Here is a 14,936-nt window from a genome sequence, read left to right on the forward strand (position 1 = left end):
CAGAGACGTTCTCCCGGGGGAGCACCGGGCAGACTGAGCAGGGTCATGGCCGACTACTCGCAAGTAACCCTCTAGAGTCGTCCCCGAGGGCGGAGAGCACCGCCCGACCACGAACCGAGGAGCACCCGATGCCGTCTGCGCCCGGCACGTTGAAGTTCGCCGCGTACGCCCTCCTCCTGATGGCGCTCGCGCACCCCGCCCTCGTCCCGCCCGCGCTCGCCGTAGTCGCCGTGGGCCTGGCGCTGGCGCACTTGTCACTCGTCCTCACGGTCGCGACCGTCACCGTCCTCCTGGTCCGCGCCTTCCCCGACGCCCGGCGGTGGCTGGTCCGCGCGTGGGACGCTTCGGTCGATGCCGTCGCCCGGCGGTTCCTGGACCTGGACACCGACCCGACGGGCAACTACCGGCCGCCCACGCGAACCCTCAACCTCGGCATGCAGAGCCTGGAGCCCTGAGCTGGGCGGACACCGGCGAACCGCCTTGCATTGCGCGCCGGTTGGTCCGGTCTTGAGTCACTTCGGTCGCTGTCGTCGCCCTTGCGGGGGGTGTAACGCGACCGCCGTTCGAGCCGTTCGATTCTTCGCTCAGAACGATTCTCCGCTCGACGCCTGTTGCGGCGTCATCCGGCTGGCGAGCAACAGCCGGGTCCACGAAGAGAGGAACACCCCGATGCGACGACGCGTCGTCACCGTCGTGCTGCCCAACCCCGAGCCTGAGCCGGCCTACGACCTGTACCAGGAGGTACGGGCGGACGCCGAGCGTCGGAGCCGCGGCCCGCTCGACCCCCAGAAGCTCAAGGAGATGCACGAGGTCGCCGGGCGGCGCGGCCGTGACTGGTGCACCGCCGTGCTCGGCCACGCCTTCCCCGGCGTCGACCGCAGCTCCACCGCGGACGGCTGGATGCTCATCCTCGCCGACGAGATGCGGCTGGACCCGCCGCTGCCGCAGCGCATCGTCGCGCAGCGCGCGCTCCGGCAGGAGGCGGAGGAGCTGCGCGCGAAGCAGGAGCGCGAGCAGCGGGAGCGGGAGGAGAGCCATTGGGAGAAGGCACTCGCCGCGGCCGGCGTGGAGATGACCGTCCGGGAGAACACCCGGCACACCGGCGTGGGCGGGCGCCTGCGGCACGCGGTCCCGAAGGAAGACCTGGTCTCCGGCCGCTCCCGCCGCCACCCGGCCGAACGCGGGCTGTGCGAGACGCCCGGCCGTACCGACCCGCTGCACCTGAGCGAACCAGTGGACGCCCCGGCCAACTGCCACCGCTGCCTCGGCTACGTGGGCAAGGTCCGTGCTCTCGACGCGCCCGCCCCGCCCACCCCGGCTGAGCGGAAGACGCTCCAGCTCGTCAAGGCCGGCGTCGTGTTCACCTTCCGTCCGGCCCGGGGCGGCCCGACGATCCGCGACACCAGCCAGCGCAGCAAAGCGGCCTGGGGACACCTGGGACGGAAGGTCGACGCCGCCGTGGTCAAGCTGGAGAAGAAGGGGTGGGCGGCCAAGGACGCGGACCACAGCAGGACACAAGCCGGTCACCTCGGCGACCGTTGGCGGCTGACCGACGCCGGCAACGCCGCTCTGGAGGACTGACCACCGTGGTAGCCAGGATGACCGCCGCGCAGTACCGGGCCCTGCTGGCCGGGCGGCGCGGCGGTCCCCCGGCCGCGGCCGCCGCGCCGCAGCCCGCCAAGAAGAAGGCGCCGAGGACGCCGCGGGCGCACCCGGGCCCGCCGTCCACCCCGGAGGCGCCCGCAGTTGAGCCGCTGCTCGCCGGACTGACCGGGGTGGGCCGCCACTGGACGCTGCTCATGCCGTACGCCGAGGAGATGCTGACCAGCAACCATCGCCTGCACCACATGGCCGTTCACCGCATCCGCAAGCAGCTCCGCCAGGACGCCGCCGGCATGGCCACGGCGCGGCGCCTGCCCCGCCTTCAGCGCGCCGCGATCTTCTACGCCCTGCACCCCCGGCCGCTCTCCCGCAAGCGCGACCCCGGCAACTGGGCGCCCACCGCGAAGCACTACGTCGACGGACTGGTCACCGACGGGGGACTCCTCCCCGACGACAACCACGAATTCCTCCTGGGCCCGATCCCCGTGATGGGCGCCCCTGTCACCACCGGGTACGCCCGTATGACCCTCGTCGTGGTGGAACTCGCATCCCTTCCTGACCTGCGGAAACCGGCATAGGTGTAACAGGAATCGGCGGGCCGACGTTCAGGACGTGAGGGCCGGCCCGCCCTCGCTGAACAAGGAGATGCCCCTCCATGAGCACCACCACGAACCTCTCGCTCCAGTTCTACGACCGGAGCGGCGCCCCGATCCCCGCGTCCGTCACGCGCGAGCACCTGGTCGACCTGACCCGCGCCGCGTTCGAGCACAGCGGTACGCACCTTGGCCGCGACGTCGTCGACCTCCACCTCCTGGAGATCGTCGACAAGGCCGCCTGCTCCCTGCTGCGCGACCAGTGGACCGACGGCTTCCCCGTCGCCGCGTACACGGAACTCCTCACCACGATCGCCGCCCTCCGCAGCGTCCTCGGCTACGCCCCGACCCCCACAGCCCGCGACGTCAACGCCTGGGCGCTCGGTCTGCGCAGGGCGTCCGCCGAAGCCGCCGGCGCCGACCGGGACATACACGAAGTGCGAATATGCGAGGGGCCGCACACGGGGATCGTGCTCGGCCTGTACGGGCCGAAGGCGCCGCAGGCCCTGAACGCGCTGCCCGGTCCGCCCCTCGTCCTCGAACTGCCGACGGAGCGCGGCGACAGCACGGACATGGAGTACGGCACCGCCTACTACCAGCGCCTCAGGCAGCCCGGCCCGGACACCGGTCAGTGGGAGTACATCCTCGACCGCGGCCACGACTTCCCGGCCGGCGGCTCCCGCCCGCGCTTCCTCCCGACCGGGAAGGACGCGTGATGGGCTCCACCGTGGACCTGCCCCCGCGCACCGTGGTGCTGGAGCCGGTGATGCGCCTACGCGAGGGCGCGCCGCCGGAATACGACATCGTGCGCGTCCCCCAGCCGGACAAGACGTACTTTCCCGTCGACCTCATGGCAGCCATGCTCTGGAAGCTCTGGCCCAGCCAGGCCTTCCACGACGTGCTGGCCGACGGGGCCTTCAGCACTCAGGTGATGGTCGTCGGGCCGCTACCCGAACTGCTGTGCCCCGAGTGCAGCCGCACGGACAGCGACGTCGACTACTTCCTGTGGAAGGGCCGGCTGGTCGTTGACCTGCTGTGCCATGGCTTCATCGTCGACGACTACGACCCCCCGACCCGCTCCGAGGACGGTGCGTGATGACCCGCAACATCAAGGCCGACCACGGCGCCGTGTACCGGGCCGTAATCAACTGGACCGAGGTGGAGGCGAAGGGCGGCACGCCGCACACGGAGTACGAGGGGCCGTACGCGGAGCCGGGCGCCGCTCAGGGCCGGATCACCTTCTGGGAGAACAAACTCCGTGACGACGACACGAGCGAGACCCGGGCCGCGGGCTACGTCGAGGAGGGCACCATCACGTGGAAGCCGTACACCCCGTCGAAGAAGCGGGGTCGGAAGGGCGGCCGCGCGTGATACCGCTCCACTCCGTCGTCATCCCGTCCCCGGCCGCGGACGCCGCGCACGACGCCGCGCATAAGACCGCGGCCCGGTTCCGGGACGGCGTCTACTCCGTGCCGTGCGAGACGTGCCACGTTCCGGCCGGCGCACTCTGCCTCGCCCGCCGAAGCGTCCACGCTGCCCGCCGGGCCCTGCACCGGCAGAACCCCAAGACCACCGGTCTGGTGCCGCTTCTCCTCGGGAGGAACCGATGACGCTCTCGACCACGACGGCGGCGGAGGCTGCGGAGAAGGCTTTGCTGTGGGCCGGACTCGCTGAGATCAACTACAGGAACGCCGAGACCTACCACGGTAAGGGGCGACTCCTGAGGGAGGAGCGCGGCAGGCAGGGTGACGCCGACGCCTGCGTGGAGGCCGCGAAAGAGTGGGACCGCCTGGGCGAGAACGCGGTCAGCCTGGCGAACATGTGGTCCAACGTCGCCGGTGCGCTCCACCTCGTGCAGGGAGACACGTCGTCATGAGCGCCCTCGCCGTCGAGGCTCCGGCCGCCCCGCCCGAGTGGGGCGGCCGCCTGGTCGTGCGCGCCGCCGGCCGCCCCGTCCTGCACGTCGGCGCCGAAGGTGTCAGGGCCCCGAAGATGCCAGTGTTCACCATGGCGCTGGAGTGCGCGCCGGACGCCGAGCAGGCGCCGGGCGTACGGCCGTGGGAAGGGCCGGTCACCGAGGCCAGCATCTGTCCGGCCTGCCTGCGATCCCTGCGCGGCCAGCCGGAGCCTGAGCAGCCGCGCCTCGTCCCCGTCGGCACCGCCGAGGAACTCCCGGGGCCAGAGTCGGACCAGCGCGGCCGCCACCTGCGGGTCGTCCCCGACCCGGTGGCGTACTCGGCGGCGCCGCTGCCCGCCGAGTACGCCGGCCGTCCCATCGCCTGGTCCGCGTGGAAGCCGGCTCCGGTCATCGCCCACTACGACCCCTCGTGTGAGTGGTGCGGCGACCCAGCCCACGGCGAGATGACCAGCGGCCGCGAAGGACACCCCCAGTCGACAGCCGGTCCACTGCGGATCTTCCTGGCCCGCCGCTGCACGGCCTGCCAGCTGATGACTGCCTACGAGCAGATCGGCACCGACCTGAGGACCATCGCCCATCACCGGTCCCGCGCACCGAAGGACTGCAATCGGAAGGAGTCCTCTCGATGAGCGAGAAGGCCACTGATCACCCCGTCCGCGTCGAGTTCCGCACCCCCGCGCCGGTGCCGGTGACGGCCCTGTCCGCGCTGACCGCCATGGCGGAGCGCGCCGCCGCCATGGTCGGCGCGAGGCCACTGGTCGTGGGTGACAACTTCCGGCAGGAGGGGAGCGACTTCGTGTTCTCCTTCACCGGCCGCGTCGCCCCCGTCCTCCAGGACGACGAGGAGCCGATCCCGTGAGCACCACCCGCTCCCCCGCCCGGGACGCCGACGCTCTCCAGCAGCGCATCGCCTTGATCGCGTGCGGTACGCGGCCCGACAAGACGCAGCCCTGCCCCGGCCACCGGGCGCAGGCCGCCGCCCTGCTGAACATCGCTTCCACCGGCGCGGCCGACGCGCTGGCGGCCGCCATCTGCGGCACGGGCCGTAGCCCCGCCTGCCACGACTGCACCACCAAGGCCACGGAGATCATCCGCACCTACAACGCTGAGCCGTCGTGAAGAACCTCGGGAACCGCGAGTTCGCCCCGGCCGAGCTGACCGCGCTCGTCGGGGGCGAGCTGCCGAGCACGCTGCCCCTGGAGGGCTGGCAGGCGCTGACGCTGCACTGCCAGGTCGACGCGATCGGCCCGTCCGAACTCCACCCGGACCTGGTGAAGGTCGAGCTGTCGCTCCCCCCGGCGGCCGCCATGGCGCCCCCGTCGCGGTGCCGGGCCTGCCAGGGTCGCGGTCTCGTCCCAGACCCGGAGGACCTGTCGGGCCGCCCGAAGCCGGTGCTCTGCCCCGAGTGCACCGCGTGCACCGCAACCAACGTGCACGCCCTGATGGGCCTCGCCCGGTGCGCCCTGCCGGCCGGACACTACAACTCGGAGCAGCGGCCGGCGCCCCCGGCGGATGAGCCGTTCTCGGCCGACCCGGGCGGCTGGCATCAGACCGCGCCCGACCGCGAGGGCGTACGGCTCTGCTGGGCCGACAGCGCGGCCGGCTCGACCCCGCACGGCTCCCCCATCCTGCCAGCGTCGCCGATGACCGAGCAGTAGCCGCCTGCGCGGCCCCGGCCGGCCGGGGCCCTTCACATGTCCGTGTCGGTGCAGCGTGCGATGATCCACCGTCATGGGGAGACACAAGTGGGGGAAGACGGCGGGCGCGCTGGCCCTGGCCGTGGCGGCCGTGAGCGGCTGTAGCAGTTCCAGCGGCGAGAACGACGCCAAGCCGGCCGCCGAGCAGCCGAAGGCCGTGAGCGTGCAGACCGCGACGACCTCCTTCCAGGCCGCGGTGACGAAGTTCGACACGGGCGGCGGCTGTGCCGAGCAGGAGCCCGGTACGTGCTGGGAGCAGATGCAGGCGCTCATGACGCCGGCGCGCACCCTGCGGAAGGCGATGAACGCGGAGAGATCCGTGGGCCCGGAGTTCTGGACGGACGCCTACGCCCTGATCGACACGATGGAGAAGGGCATCGCGGTCGGCGAGGACAAGGGCACCGCCTTCGGCACGAACCGGCCCGACGTCCTCGGCTCCGCCCATGACCTGGCGAAGTGGCTGGACGCGCACCCCCTGGCCTGATCCTCAACGCAGGGCGCGCATATGTGAAAGCCCCTCACGTCACTTGGGCGTAAGGGGCGTTCGCGGTCTCCGCCAGGCTGGCCGGGGGTACCGTTCCTAGTGAGCGCTAGGAATGGAGCCCAGTATGCCCCAGTGGCAGGACTACAGCACGGGTGAGCGAACCAAGATCCTTCGTGGCCGCAGGCTGAGCCAAGCAGGCCTGGCCGAGATCAGCGGCCTCAGCGTCGCCACCATCCAGAACGTGGAGCAGAACAAGCGGTCGTCGCTCCCGACCCTCATGAAGATCGCCGACGCACTGCACGTGGACCTGTCGGTGCTCCTCGGCGAGCAGGCGCCGCGTCGGGCGATGGCTCAGGACGACCGCCGTATGATCCGCGGCCTGTCGCGAGCCGTACACGACACCGCCGCCGGCATTCTGCCCGGCGATGTCGAGCCCGCCGACCTGTCCGATCTCCAGCAGACGACTGACCGCTGCTGGGATCTGTACTGGCGTGGCCGGTACGTCGAGGCTGGCACGGTCGTCGCGCCGTTCCTCACTGCGGCGGCCGCGCGACTGCGGGAGCAGCCCGTCGGCGAGCAGGCGCCGGCGCTGGGCGTACTGTCCGACGCCTACCGGCTCGCCGCCTACGTGGCCAACCTGATGGGGGCCCGCGACCTGGCGTACTCGGCGATCGGGCACGCGCAGCTTGCCGCTGAGCGGGCCGCGGACGACATGCGGGTGGCTCTGGTCGGCTCGGGCCGGTCCTGGGTGTACCTGCGGGACGCCCGGCTCCCGGAGGCGCTGGCGCTGGCCGAGAAGTCGGCTTCGGACATCGAGCCGCGGTTCAGCAAGGCCACCCCGGAGCAACTGACGGCGTACGGCAGCCACGTGAACTTCGCCGCCGTGGTCGCCTCTCGAATGGGAGACAAGGAACGGGCGGCCGACTTCCTGTCGCAGTCGCACGCGACCGGGGCGCGGATGGGGCGGGAGGTGAGGGCGCACGGCACGCTGTTCGGTCCGGTGACCGCGACGACGCAGGCCGTCGGCATCAAGGTTGCGCTCGGGCAGACCGGTGCGGCGCTCGCGCTGATCGACTCCATCCATGACGTATCAGGGCTGACCGATGCCGCGCGGAATCGGTACGCGATGGACAAGGCCATGGCGCACGCCGACGCCAAGCAGTGGGACGCCTCCCTGGACACGTTGGAGCAGACGCTGCGCAGCGCTCCCGACTGGGCCCGGCATCAGGCGATGCCCGGTGTGATCGTTCAGAAGGTCGGGCGGGCGTCGACGGCGCAACTGCGCCGGGTGTCGGAGCTGATCGGGGTTGCTCCGGGCGTGCACGAGTTCCCGCCGGCCACACGGAAGACGGCGCTGTGATCCGGTGAGTCGGCCATAACGGCCGACTTTTCACTGTTGGCTCGTCAGGAGTCCTACAGAGCGGCCGACTTGGGGGCCGGTGATTCCCCGAAGTCGGCCGCCGCTTGTCTGTTCCTGCACTGTGGGTAGCGGCATCGTTACGTGCATGAACAGGACTCCCGGCGACACCTTACGGCGCCGCGCTCTTGTCGACGCGGCCAGCGGATTCCCCGACCGCGCGTCCGTGGTCCTCTACGCGTGCATACTCCGCGGGCAGGATCAGGGCGACGTCATGGCCCGGCTTCGTCTGCACGCCGAGGCTCGCGACTGGGTCGTAGTGGACGAGGTCGTCGACCAGAAGTCGACGGCAGCCCCGCCCCCGCTGGGGCTCCGGCCGAACTGGGTGAAGGTCAAGGCGTACGTCGGGTCGGGGCAGGCCCAGGGCATCGTGGCCACCGCGCACACCTTGGACGCCAGCGACCCGACGCTGACGGAGTGGCTGCACGACCAGCACGCGTTCCTCTCCGAGGAGGCCCCCACTTCGGCAGGAACGGCACGGTGACCGACACAGGGGCGACCGTGAGCGCGGCCATGCCTGCGTCGACGGCGCCCTGGACGACGGGCAGCCTTCACATGCCGACTGTTGCCGTGACGCAGCGTCTGAAGGCCTTCGACCTGTCTCTGGAGCGGTGCCCTGACGCCGGAGGGGGCCTCTCCGACTCGGACGCTCGCTGGCCCGGCCGTATGCGTCGTATTGTCCGCGCGTCCTTGAACTACTGGCGTCAGGGCGACCTCGCCGACACGGCGGAACTCCTGACCAGTGAACTGGTCACCAACGCACTTTGTCACGGCGCTGGTCGGGATGTCGGGATGCGCATCTCTCTCACCCAGCACAGTCTGCTGATCGAGGTTCGAGACGGCTCCCCGCAGCGGCCTGTCCTGCGCGATGCACAGCCTGACGACGAGGACGGCCGCGGCCTGGCCCTCGTCGACGCTCTGGCCGACGCCTGGGGCATCAGCGCCGACGGAACACGCACCTGGTTCTCCCTATCTCTCCGCGAAGGAATCTGAACCCCCATGCAGCCCGCTGCCACTCCCGTCCCCCTCTTACGGGATTACCCCCTCATCGCCCTCCCCGGGAACCCCAGCGCCGCCGCTCGAGCCCGGGTCGTGGCCCGGGTCGGTCTCACCATGATGGGATGGTCCGGGTCCGTCGAGGCCGCGACGAAGGTCATCAGTCACCTCGTCGACAACGCCGTCCAGCACGGTGTGATGGCCGACTTCTTCGGCGACGACGTGACCGTCCGGCTCAGCGTCAGCGAGGCCCACCACCTCGTCATCGACGTCTGCGACCCCAACCCGAGCTTTCCCGACTTCGACGCCGCCAAGGCAGGCGAGCCCGGGAGCGGCCTGTGGTGGGCGCAGAGCTTGGGAGCGGACATCACCTGGTTCATCCCTCCGAACGCCAGCGGGAAGACCGTTCGCGCCACCATGAAGGGCGACGCGCACCCGTGACTGCCACCGCGACTCGCACCACGAAAGTGATGCAGGACCTGATCAAGGCCGCAGGCCCCACCGGCGAGGTCGCCGAGGACATGGCGGACCTTGCCGCCCTCCTCCGCACTCTCCTCGACGTCCAGCACAGTCGCACCACCCGCGTACGCCTGGGCGGCAACCTTTTCGACGTGGTGATCTCCGGAGCCAGGGGGAAGGGCCACGCCATCGCCGCGGCGCTGGACGAGGTGCAGGACGGTTGCGGACCGGTCATTGAGGACCCTGAGGCCGGCTGGCTGTACTGGCTCGTCCCGCCCGGCTCGGCCGCCACCTGGGAGTACCACGACTACGGCGTGTGCCTCGGCGCCCCGCACACGATCACCCTCCCCGCGCTGGATCGCGTGCGGCCGCCGGGAGTCCACTGGCTGCGACCGTCGGCAAGCGACCGCCTCGTGCCCGTCAAAGCGCTGCGAGCGCTCCTGGACTCCTTCCGGCCGTACCCGCCGCACGAAGCTCTCCAAGAGGCCGTGCTGAGTCCGGCCCCCTGATCGCCGCCTGCGGACGCGGAGCCCCCCTTCCCGCGCTCCGCGCCGCACGCGGTCCCAGCCCTTGCCGCCGGGGGACACGCCTCGCTCCCTTCGGCGGCAAGGGCACCCACACCACCAGCCAGTTTCCCCTTCTGAAAGCCATACCGAGAGGTTCGGAATGAAGACTGCGCACGCTGTTCTCATCCTCGCTGGCGTCGGCGCCGCCCGGCTCGTGCAAGCCGGCCAGCACAACCGGCAACGGAACGTGCTCCGCGCGGTCCAGGTGCACCAGGAGTACCTCGAGACCTTGACGAGCGACTCCACCTTGCTGGAGATCTCGGTGTCTCCTGAGGAAGACCTGACGCTCGAAGACCATCGGGCGCTGGTGCACGCCAACAGGCTGATCTGCATCCTGGCCATGAAGTTCAGGCTGGGCCTCCTCAGCGAGGAGACGCTCCGCATCCAGGCCAGGAAGATCATGGAGCGCAAGTGGTTCCGCACGTACTGGGCGCGGTACGGCGGCTTCCGGGAGTTCGAGGCGCAGGATCGCATCGACCGCCGCTTCACCGCGGTCTTCAGCGACGAGTTCTCGGTCTATCCCGAGGACGAGGCGGTCCGGGAAGAGTCGGCCGCGTAGGCCCGGCGAGAGAAGTCCGTGATCTCCCAGTCCTACACGATGGGGCAACGCATGAGACTACGTCGCCGCCGTAAGTCCTGGCTGGCCCCGGGACTGCGTGCCGACGAGCGGATCGTGCTCCGGAACATCGACCGGATCACGAACCGGCGCCGGCGGACCCTCTGGCAGTGGTGCATGTCCGGGGTGTCAGCCGCCGAGGAGCTGTGGGCCCGCCACGTGGCCTACCGCGAGCTGCACCGCCAACTCGACGTCCTGAGAGACGCCTTCCGGAGGAAGTTCGAGAGGGACTTCGAGGAGTTTCGAGGCACCGACGCCGAGTCCGGCCTGGAGCGGCTGCGGCGGGACGTGGTCGCGGACGTCAACGACCAGCTCGGCGGCCGGCCGGATCGAGGAGCCACCTAAGCCCCCGTCCCAGCCCGGAACCCCCGTCCGGGCTGGGACGGGCCCACCCGTCGCCGCACCACTGTGAGCGGCGGCCTCTGAACCCCTGCTCGGCTAGAGCGCCGGGCAGGCATAGCGTCCGGCGCGGGGAGGTATTCGTTCCCCCGCCTACCCCCCGCGCCGGACACCTGGTGAGAGCACCGCACGGACTGACAGGTGCAGTAGCCGACGGTCAGGACGCGTCACAGCACGCGTCACCTAGAGACTCGTCGGCTGGCCCGCACAAGAGCGGCCGGCCGACGTCCGGCAGGTCTCAGGAGGCTTCGCCCGATTCCTCGGGCCTGCCCCCTCACCCGTACGAAAATGCGGGGCAAACTCCCCAGCCGCACCGCTCAGGCTCCATCTCGACAGATGACCTTGGAGGCCAGCATGCAAGAGCTGATCGGGCCCGCCGCAGCCGATGCCGTCGACTTCACGGCGCTGCAAAACTTCGCCGCCTTGCGCGGGCAACTCCGTGTGTCGTTCACCCCACGGTGCAACATCGCCTGCTTCTTCTGCCACAACGAGGGAGACGTGCCGCCCCCGCTGGTGCGCATCGACCGCTTCCAGCAGCCCCGGCCGCGGGTCCTCCGACCGGACGACTACCTCACGATCCTCCGCACTCTGATGAACGCCGGCCTCAAGCGCGTGTACTTCACCGGCGGAGAGCCGCTCGTCTCCCCGATGGCCCGCCCGGTCCTCGAGCAGCTCCCCGAGCAGGGCCCCGACACCAGCTACACCCTGATCACCAACGGGACCCGTGTCCGCGCGAACGAGGCGTGGTTATCCCGCACTCGCCTGGACAAGATCAAAGTCAGCCTGCACTACTTCTCCGACGCGAGCCTGAACGCCATCGCCGGCACCCAGTACGGCATCAAATCCGTCCTCGACGGGATCGATTCGGCGCGGGAAACCTGCGCACGCGTGGAGTTGAACACGCTCCTGCTGCGCGAGAACGCTCACGAGGTCCCGGCCATCCTCGACTATGCGCTCACGCGGCGCCTGCCGGTGCAGTTCATCGAGCTGGTCGGCACCGACTTCAACGAGGGCCGCGCGACCTCCGCCATTCCAGCCGACCAGCTCATCGCCCACCTTCGGACCCTCAGCAGCGAGGAGCACACGGAGATCGCAGGTGTGGGCCAAGGCCGGCGTGTCTTCCGAATCGACGGCATCGAGTTCGAGGTAATCCACCGGAACCTGGGCCGCCACCACGTCGGCCAGTGCGGTTCCTGCCCTCGCCGCGCCGACTGCGTCGAAGGTTTCTGGGCGCTGCGCCTGGATCACAACGGCGGCTTGCAGCCCTGTCTTCTTCGGGAAGACCTCCGCCTGGACATCGCCCAGCTCTTGTCGGATCCGGTCCGACTCGCCGACACCGTCGCCAACCACGTGACCGCCTTCACGGAAGGAACCCTGTGACCGACGCATTCCGGCTGCCCTCGCCCTACCAGCCCATCTACTGTGAGGGCGGTCAAGGCCCGCTTGTCGTCCTCGAAGGCGTCTCCGGAGTGGGCAAGTCAACGCTGCGCGACCTCCTGGTGAAACGGATGGAGGCCGCTGGCATCCACACCCTCCACACCCCCCACAGCAGTTGGTCCTCGGCGGCGAACGACCGGCTTCGCCCGCTGCCGCAGTTCGCGTTCTACCTCTCCGGTCTGCTGCACGCCTCCGACGCGATGAGGCAGGCACGCGCCATAGGGACCGTCGTCGCCGACCGTTACATCTCCTCCGTCATCGCCTGTCACGCAGCCGTCCATCGAGTGCCGGTTACGGCTGTGAGCACGCTCATGGCTCCGTACTGGAGCTACCTGACCAAACCGACCTGGACCTTCTACCTGGCCTGTTCGGAGGAGACACTCCGCGGCCGGCTCGCAAGCAAGACCGACCTCACGCGAGACGACGCCGATCTGCTGGCCGTCGAGGGGCGACTTCCCCGACTGCTGGAGAACTTCAGCGCGGTGGCCGAGGAAGACCCCACCGCCGTCTGGCTGGAGACCGACGGGACGACCGCCGAGAGCCTCGCTGCCCGCATCGTCGCCCACCTGGAGAGCAACCGTGCTGAACCCGATCGACGCTGACCGCGTCATCCACGCCGGCGGAGCGTCCGGTGTCTTCCCGGGTCAGATTCATGAAGGGGTTGCCTGGTGGGTAGGGGCCTGCCTCGTCGTCACGCAGAGGGCTGACCAGATCGCGGTCGCGCACAACGAGCACCCCGTCATCGCCGCGTTCGCCGATCGCTTCTGCCGGGGAGCGATCAACGCGCAGCACTACGCCTGCACCGTGCACACCATGGGCGTTCAGACCCGGGAGCAACTCCTCGCGAGGCTCCGGGACCTCGGTGGTGCTCCGGGAGCGTGGCTCGCAGGCGAGGACTGCGAGGGGGCCACCACGGTGCGCATCTGCCTGTTCGACGGCCAAGGCGTGGAACTCGACGACAGCAACGGCCTGGGCAAGATCCGCCGCCTGATCGCCGAAGACCGCGTGCCTATCCCGGTCAACGACCGGGCCAAGGGCCGGATAGTGCCGACGCCGACGCCCACCTGGGCCGACTCCTGGACGGCCTGAAACGGCATGGCCGTTGGCTGGTCATCCTGTGCGCAGACCACGGTGACGCATACGGAGATGACGGCTTCCACGGCCGCGGTATCGCACATCCCGCCGTCTTCAACGTACCTTTCGCCGCCTGGGTGCATGGCTGACCACTACGCTCCATCCACATGAGCAGCGACGCAACGCCCGACGCCTCCGTGATCGTCGCCCGCGATGCCCAGGGCCTGGTGGCCCTGCTGAGCGCGGACTTCCCCGACCACGGAGGCGAACACCTTTTCCTGCCCGGCGGCCGGTTCGAGCCAGGGGAATCACCGATCGAATGCGCGCGCCGTGAACTGCGCGAAGAAGCCGGCGTCACGGCGGAGCAGTGGCGACCGCTCGGCTCGTACGCCATCACGCTCGGTTCCACAGCGTGCGTCCACCTCTTCGAGGCGCGCAGCCTCACGCTTGGCCCGCAACAGCTCACCGAAACCGAACAAGACTTCAAGCTCATGTGGTGGCCGATGTCCGACGCTTTGAGGGCGGTGCGAGACGGGCGCTTTCTCCTCCCTGCTGGGCCGCTGGCCCTCCTCCTGGCCCACGGCCAAGGAGCCGCGGTGTAACAGAACCGGGGCATTGACGTTGGGGCAGTGAAGGGGGTTGCGGTTTACGTCAACCCCAGCTGTGACCCGGAGGAACGGTGACGACCGCGACGACCCCTCAAACTGGCCGCTCCCACTTGCAAGAGTCCCTGTTCTCCTGGCTTGACCTGGAGAACATGCCGACCGTGGCCGAGCCCGCGCCGGAGACCTCCACCCTGACAGCGCCTCCCGAGGTGCCAGCCGAGACGCCCCCAGCCGTCCCCGAGCCGGAGAAGAAGCTCGACCTGTCCCACGTGTGGGTCGTCGCGGCCGAGGTCGTAGTCGCCCCGAAAATCGCGAGCATCGCCGACTACCGGGGATCCTTCAAGGCCACCGAGGGCCTGCGCATCGACGCTCTGGAGGTCTACTGCAAGGGCTGCCGACGCCCGTACGACGAGGTCAAGGGCGACGACTGCTCTGCCAAGATCGACAACACGCACCTGATCGGCGGCGACCAGACCAAGCGCGCCAAGCGAAAGATCCCCGCCCCGCCGCCGAACTCGCGCCTCATCGCCGGCGGCACGATCCACCGGCGCGGCATCGGCGCCTACGTTGCTGGCGTCTCCCGCCCCCCGCGCTGAGCCCGCGACACTAACCGCGCCCACCGTTCATGGTGCGCGGCGTGACTACTCAGCAACCCCAGCAGGCGACCAGCGACAGCGCGGACTTCGTCGCGGACTTCACCGATCCTGCCCTCATCGGCTCCCCCGAGAAGGGGGTCGAGAGGGAAGTGGCCGGTCTCCTCTTCCTGTCCTTCGGCCTGCTCGGCTGCCTCGGGGTGCTGGCCGCGATCCACTGGGCAGCCGGCCTGTCCGCCGCGCTCCTCGGCCTGGGCGCCGCGGGCGCCCTCCTCCGCCGGACCGCGACGCAGAGGTGGAAGCAGGACGCCAGCATGGTCATGGCGTTCGCCGGATACGCAGGTCAGGCCGCCGTCCTGTTCTACCTGTACCAACCGGCCGGCTGGCTCCTGGTGAGCGCCACCGCCGCGGCCGTCGGGCTGTGGCTCTCCAGCACGGAGAGCGACTGATGCCCCGCCAGTGGCTCCCCGGCCTTCGCGG

At 70.2% G+C, this 14,936-nt stretch carries 25 protein-coding genes; all 25 read left to right on the plus strand.

Annotation, left to right across the window (positions count from 1 at the left end):
* The first annotated feature begins 128 nt into the window (after window positions 1–128).
* Entirely contained in the window at window positions 129–455 is a 327-nt protein-coding gene (locus ABEB07_RS27945; protein WP_345670872.1) for a hypothetical protein, read from the plus strand.
* Window positions 456–669: 214 nt separating this feature from the next.
* Window positions 670–1,581, plus strand: a complete 912-nt coding sequence (locus tag ABEB07_RS27950) for a hypothetical protein (protein ID WP_345670873.1) — start codon at window positions 670–672, stop codon at window positions 1,579–1,581.
* 17 nt (window positions 1,582–1,598) lie between these two features.
* Window positions 1,599–2,180, plus strand: coding sequence for a hypothetical protein (locus ABEB07_RS27955; RefSeq protein ID WP_345670874.1), 582 nt, complete (start codon window positions 1,599–1,601; stop codon window positions 2,178–2,180).
* Between the two features lie 77 nt (window positions 2,181–2,257).
* A complete protein-coding gene (locus ABEB07_RS27960) occupies window positions 2,258–2,911 on the plus strand; it encodes a hypothetical protein (RefSeq protein ID WP_345670875.1) in 654 nt (217 codons plus the stop codon).
* Window positions 2,911–3,291 (plus strand): hypothetical protein, encoded by a 381-nt coding sequence (locus ABEB07_RS27965; protein WP_345670876.1) that lies wholly within the window; start codon window positions 2,911–2,913, stop codon window positions 3,289–3,291. The genes ABEB07_RS27960 and ABEB07_RS27965 overlap by 1 nt, the downstream gene beginning before the upstream one ends.
* Window positions 3,291–3,566 carry a hypothetical protein gene (locus tag ABEB07_RS27970; RefSeq protein WP_345670877.1) on the plus strand — a complete coding sequence of 92 codons (276 nt, stop codon included), beginning with the start codon at window positions 3,291–3,293 and terminating at the stop codon, window positions 3,564–3,566. The genes ABEB07_RS27965 and ABEB07_RS27970 overlap by 1 nt, the downstream gene beginning before the upstream one ends.
* 235 nt (window positions 3,567–3,801) lie before the next feature.
* Entirely contained in the window at window positions 3,802–4,071 is a 270-nt protein-coding gene (locus ABEB07_RS27975; protein ID WP_345670878.1) for a hypothetical protein, read from the plus strand.
* Window positions 4,068–4,742, plus strand: a complete 675-nt coding sequence (locus ABEB07_RS27980; protein WP_345670879.1) for a hypothetical protein — start codon at window positions 4,068–4,070, stop codon at window positions 4,740–4,742. Before ABEB07_RS27975 ends, ABEB07_RS27980 begins: the two co-directional genes overlap by 4 nt.
* Window positions 4,739–4,972 carry a hypothetical protein gene (locus ABEB07_RS27985; RefSeq protein ID WP_345670880.1) on the plus strand — a complete coding sequence of 78 codons (234 nt, stop codon included), beginning with the start codon at window positions 4,739–4,741 and terminating at the stop codon, window positions 4,970–4,972. The genes ABEB07_RS27980 and ABEB07_RS27985 overlap by 4 nt, the downstream gene beginning before the upstream one ends.
* Window positions 4,969–5,232, plus strand: a complete 264-nt coding sequence (locus ABEB07_RS27990) for a hypothetical protein (protein ID WP_345670881.1) — start codon at window positions 4,969–4,971, stop codon at window positions 5,230–5,232. The genes ABEB07_RS27985 and ABEB07_RS27990 overlap by 4 nt, the downstream gene beginning before the upstream one ends.
* Window positions 5,229–5,771 (plus strand): hypothetical protein, encoded by a 543-nt coding sequence (locus tag ABEB07_RS27995; RefSeq protein ID WP_345670882.1) that lies wholly within the window; start codon window positions 5,229–5,231, stop codon window positions 5,769–5,771. The genes ABEB07_RS27990 and ABEB07_RS27995 overlap by 4 nt, the downstream gene beginning before the upstream one ends.
* A 73-nt stretch (window positions 5,772–5,844) precedes the next feature.
* A complete protein-coding gene (locus ABEB07_RS28000) occupies window positions 5,845–6,294 on the plus strand; it encodes a hypothetical protein (RefSeq protein ID WP_345670883.1) in 450 nt (149 codons plus the stop codon).
* A 124-nt stretch (window positions 6,295–6,418) separates the two neighbouring features.
* A complete protein-coding gene (locus ABEB07_RS28005) occupies window positions 6,419–7,654 on the plus strand; it encodes a helix-turn-helix domain-containing protein (protein ID WP_345670884.1) in 1,236 nt (411 codons plus the stop codon).
* Window positions 7,655–7,799: 145 nt separating this feature from the next.
* A complete protein-coding gene (locus tag ABEB07_RS28010; RefSeq protein WP_345670885.1) occupies window positions 7,800–8,195 on the plus strand; it encodes a hypothetical protein in 396 nt (131 codons plus the stop codon).
* Window positions 8,192–8,704, plus strand: coding sequence for an ATP-binding protein (locus tag ABEB07_RS28015; RefSeq protein ID WP_345670886.1), 513 nt, complete (start codon window positions 8,192–8,194; stop codon window positions 8,702–8,704). The genes ABEB07_RS28010 and ABEB07_RS28015 overlap by 4 nt, the downstream gene beginning before the upstream one ends.
* Before the next feature lie 120 nt (window positions 8,705–8,824).
* The gene (locus tag ABEB07_RS28020) at window positions 8,825–9,148 is read left to right on the plus strand and encodes an ATP-binding protein (RefSeq protein ID WP_345670887.1); all 324 of its coding nucleotides are present in this window, start codon (window positions 8,825–8,827) and stop codon (window positions 9,146–9,148) included.
* A gap of 29 nt (window positions 9,149–9,177) precedes the next feature.
* A complete protein-coding gene (locus ABEB07_RS28025) occupies window positions 9,178–9,675 on the plus strand; it encodes a hypothetical protein (RefSeq protein WP_345670888.1) in 498 nt (165 codons plus the stop codon).
* Between the two features lie 61 nt (window positions 9,676–9,736).
* Complete coding sequence (locus ABEB07_RS28030; protein WP_345670889.1) at window positions 9,737–10,291, plus strand: DUF6082 family protein; 555 nt, start codon at window positions 9,737–9,739, stop codon at window positions 10,289–10,291.
* Between the two features lie 51 nt (window positions 10,292–10,342).
* Window positions 10,343–10,693, plus strand: a complete 351-nt coding sequence (locus ABEB07_RS28035; RefSeq protein ID WP_345670891.1) for a hypothetical protein — start codon at window positions 10,343–10,345, stop codon at window positions 10,691–10,693.
* 408 nt (window positions 10,694–11,101) lie between these two features.
* A complete protein-coding gene (locus tag ABEB07_RS28040; RefSeq protein WP_345670892.1) occupies window positions 11,102–12,127 on the plus strand; it encodes a radical SAM protein in 1,026 nt (341 codons plus the stop codon).
* The gene (locus tag ABEB07_RS28045; RefSeq protein ID WP_345670893.1) at window positions 12,124–12,786 is read left to right on the plus strand and encodes a dTMP kinase; all 663 of its coding nucleotides are present in this window, start codon (window positions 12,124–12,126) and stop codon (window positions 12,784–12,786) included. Before ABEB07_RS28040 ends, ABEB07_RS28045 begins: the two co-directional genes overlap by 4 nt.
* Window positions 12,764–13,273 (plus strand): hypothetical protein, encoded by a 510-nt coding sequence (locus tag ABEB07_RS28050; protein WP_345670894.1) that lies wholly within the window; start codon window positions 12,764–12,766, stop codon window positions 13,271–13,273. The genes ABEB07_RS28045 and ABEB07_RS28050 overlap by 23 nt, the downstream gene beginning before the upstream one ends.
* A 152-nt stretch (window positions 13,274–13,425) precedes the next feature.
* A complete protein-coding gene (locus ABEB07_RS28055; RefSeq protein ID WP_345670895.1) occupies window positions 13,426–13,860 on the plus strand; it encodes an NUDIX domain-containing protein in 435 nt (144 codons plus the stop codon).
* 77 nt (window positions 13,861–13,937) lie between these two features.
* Window positions 13,938–14,459, plus strand: coding sequence for a hypothetical protein (locus tag ABEB07_RS28060; RefSeq protein WP_345670897.1), 522 nt, complete (start codon window positions 13,938–13,940; stop codon window positions 14,457–14,459).
* A gap of 41 nt (window positions 14,460–14,500) precedes the next feature.
* Complete coding sequence (locus ABEB07_RS28065) at window positions 14,501–14,905, plus strand: hypothetical protein (RefSeq protein WP_345670899.1); 405 nt, start codon at window positions 14,501–14,503, stop codon at window positions 14,903–14,905.
* Window positions 14,906–14,936 lie beyond the last annotated feature (31 nt).

This window comes from Streptomyces similanensis (assembly GCF_039543625.1).
Taxonomy (GTDB): Bacteria; Actinomycetota; Actinomycetes; order Streptomycetales; family Streptomycetaceae; genus Streptomyces; species Streptomyces similanensis.

Excerpts from the sequence above, each read along its gene's own strand:
- ABEB07_RS27945 (WP_345670872.1), top strand. The coding sequence starts at position 129 with ATGCCGTCTGCGCCCGGCACGTTGAAGTTCGCCGCGTACGCCCTCCTC.
- ABEB07_RS27950 (WP_345670873.1), top strand. The coding sequence starts at position 670 with ATGCGACGACGCGTCGTCACCGTCGTGCTGCCCAACCCCGAGCCTGAG.
- ABEB07_RS27955 (WP_345670874.1), top strand. The coding sequence starts at position 1,599 with ATGACCGCCGCGCAGTACCGGGCCCTGCTGGCCGGGCGGCGCGGCGGT.
- ABEB07_RS27960 (WP_345670875.1), top strand. The coding sequence starts at position 2,258 with ATGAGCACCACCACGAACCTCTCGCTCCAGTTCTACGACCGGAGCGGC.
- ABEB07_RS27965 (WP_345670876.1), top strand. The coding sequence starts at position 2,911 with ATGGGCTCCACCGTGGACCTGCCCCCGCGCACCGTGGTGCTGGAGCCG.
- ABEB07_RS27970 (WP_345670877.1), top strand. The coding sequence starts at position 3,291 with ATGACCCGCAACATCAAGGCCGACCACGGCGCCGTGTACCGGGCCGTA.
- ABEB07_RS27975 (WP_345670878.1), top strand. The coding sequence starts at position 3,802 with ATGACGCTCTCGACCACGACGGCGGCGGAGGCTGCGGAGAAGGCTTTG.
- ABEB07_RS27980 (WP_345670879.1), top strand. The coding sequence starts at position 4,068 with ATGAGCGCCCTCGCCGTCGAGGCTCCGGCCGCCCCGCCCGAGTGGGGC.
- ABEB07_RS27985 (WP_345670880.1), top strand. The coding sequence starts at position 4,739 with ATGAGCGAGAAGGCCACTGATCACCCCGTCCGCGTCGAGTTCCGCACC.
- ABEB07_RS28000 (WP_345670883.1), top strand. The coding sequence starts at position 5,845 with ATGGGGAGACACAAGTGGGGGAAGACGGCGGGCGCGCTGGCCCTGGCC.
- ABEB07_RS28005 (WP_345670884.1), top strand. The coding sequence starts at position 6,419 with ATGCCCCAGTGGCAGGACTACAGCACGGGTGAGCGAACCAAGATCCTT.
- ABEB07_RS28010 (WP_345670885.1), top strand. The coding sequence starts at position 7,800 with ATGAACAGGACTCCCGGCGACACCTTACGGCGCCGCGCTCTTGTCGAC.
- ABEB07_RS28020 (WP_345670887.1), top strand. The coding sequence starts at position 8,825 with ATGATGGGATGGTCCGGGTCCGTCGAGGCCGCGACGAAGGTCATCAGT.
- ABEB07_RS28025 (WP_345670888.1), top strand. The coding sequence starts at position 9,178 with ATGCAGGACCTGATCAAGGCCGCAGGCCCCACCGGCGAGGTCGCCGAG.
- ABEB07_RS28035 (WP_345670891.1), top strand. The coding sequence starts at position 10,343 with ATGAGACTACGTCGCCGCCGTAAGTCCTGGCTGGCCCCGGGACTGCGT.
- ABEB07_RS28040 (WP_345670892.1), top strand. The coding sequence starts at position 11,102 with ATGCAAGAGCTGATCGGGCCCGCCGCAGCCGATGCCGTCGACTTCACG.
- ABEB07_RS28055 (WP_345670895.1), top strand. The coding sequence starts at position 13,426 with ATGAGCAGCGACGCAACGCCCGACGCCTCCGTGATCGTCGCCCGCGAT.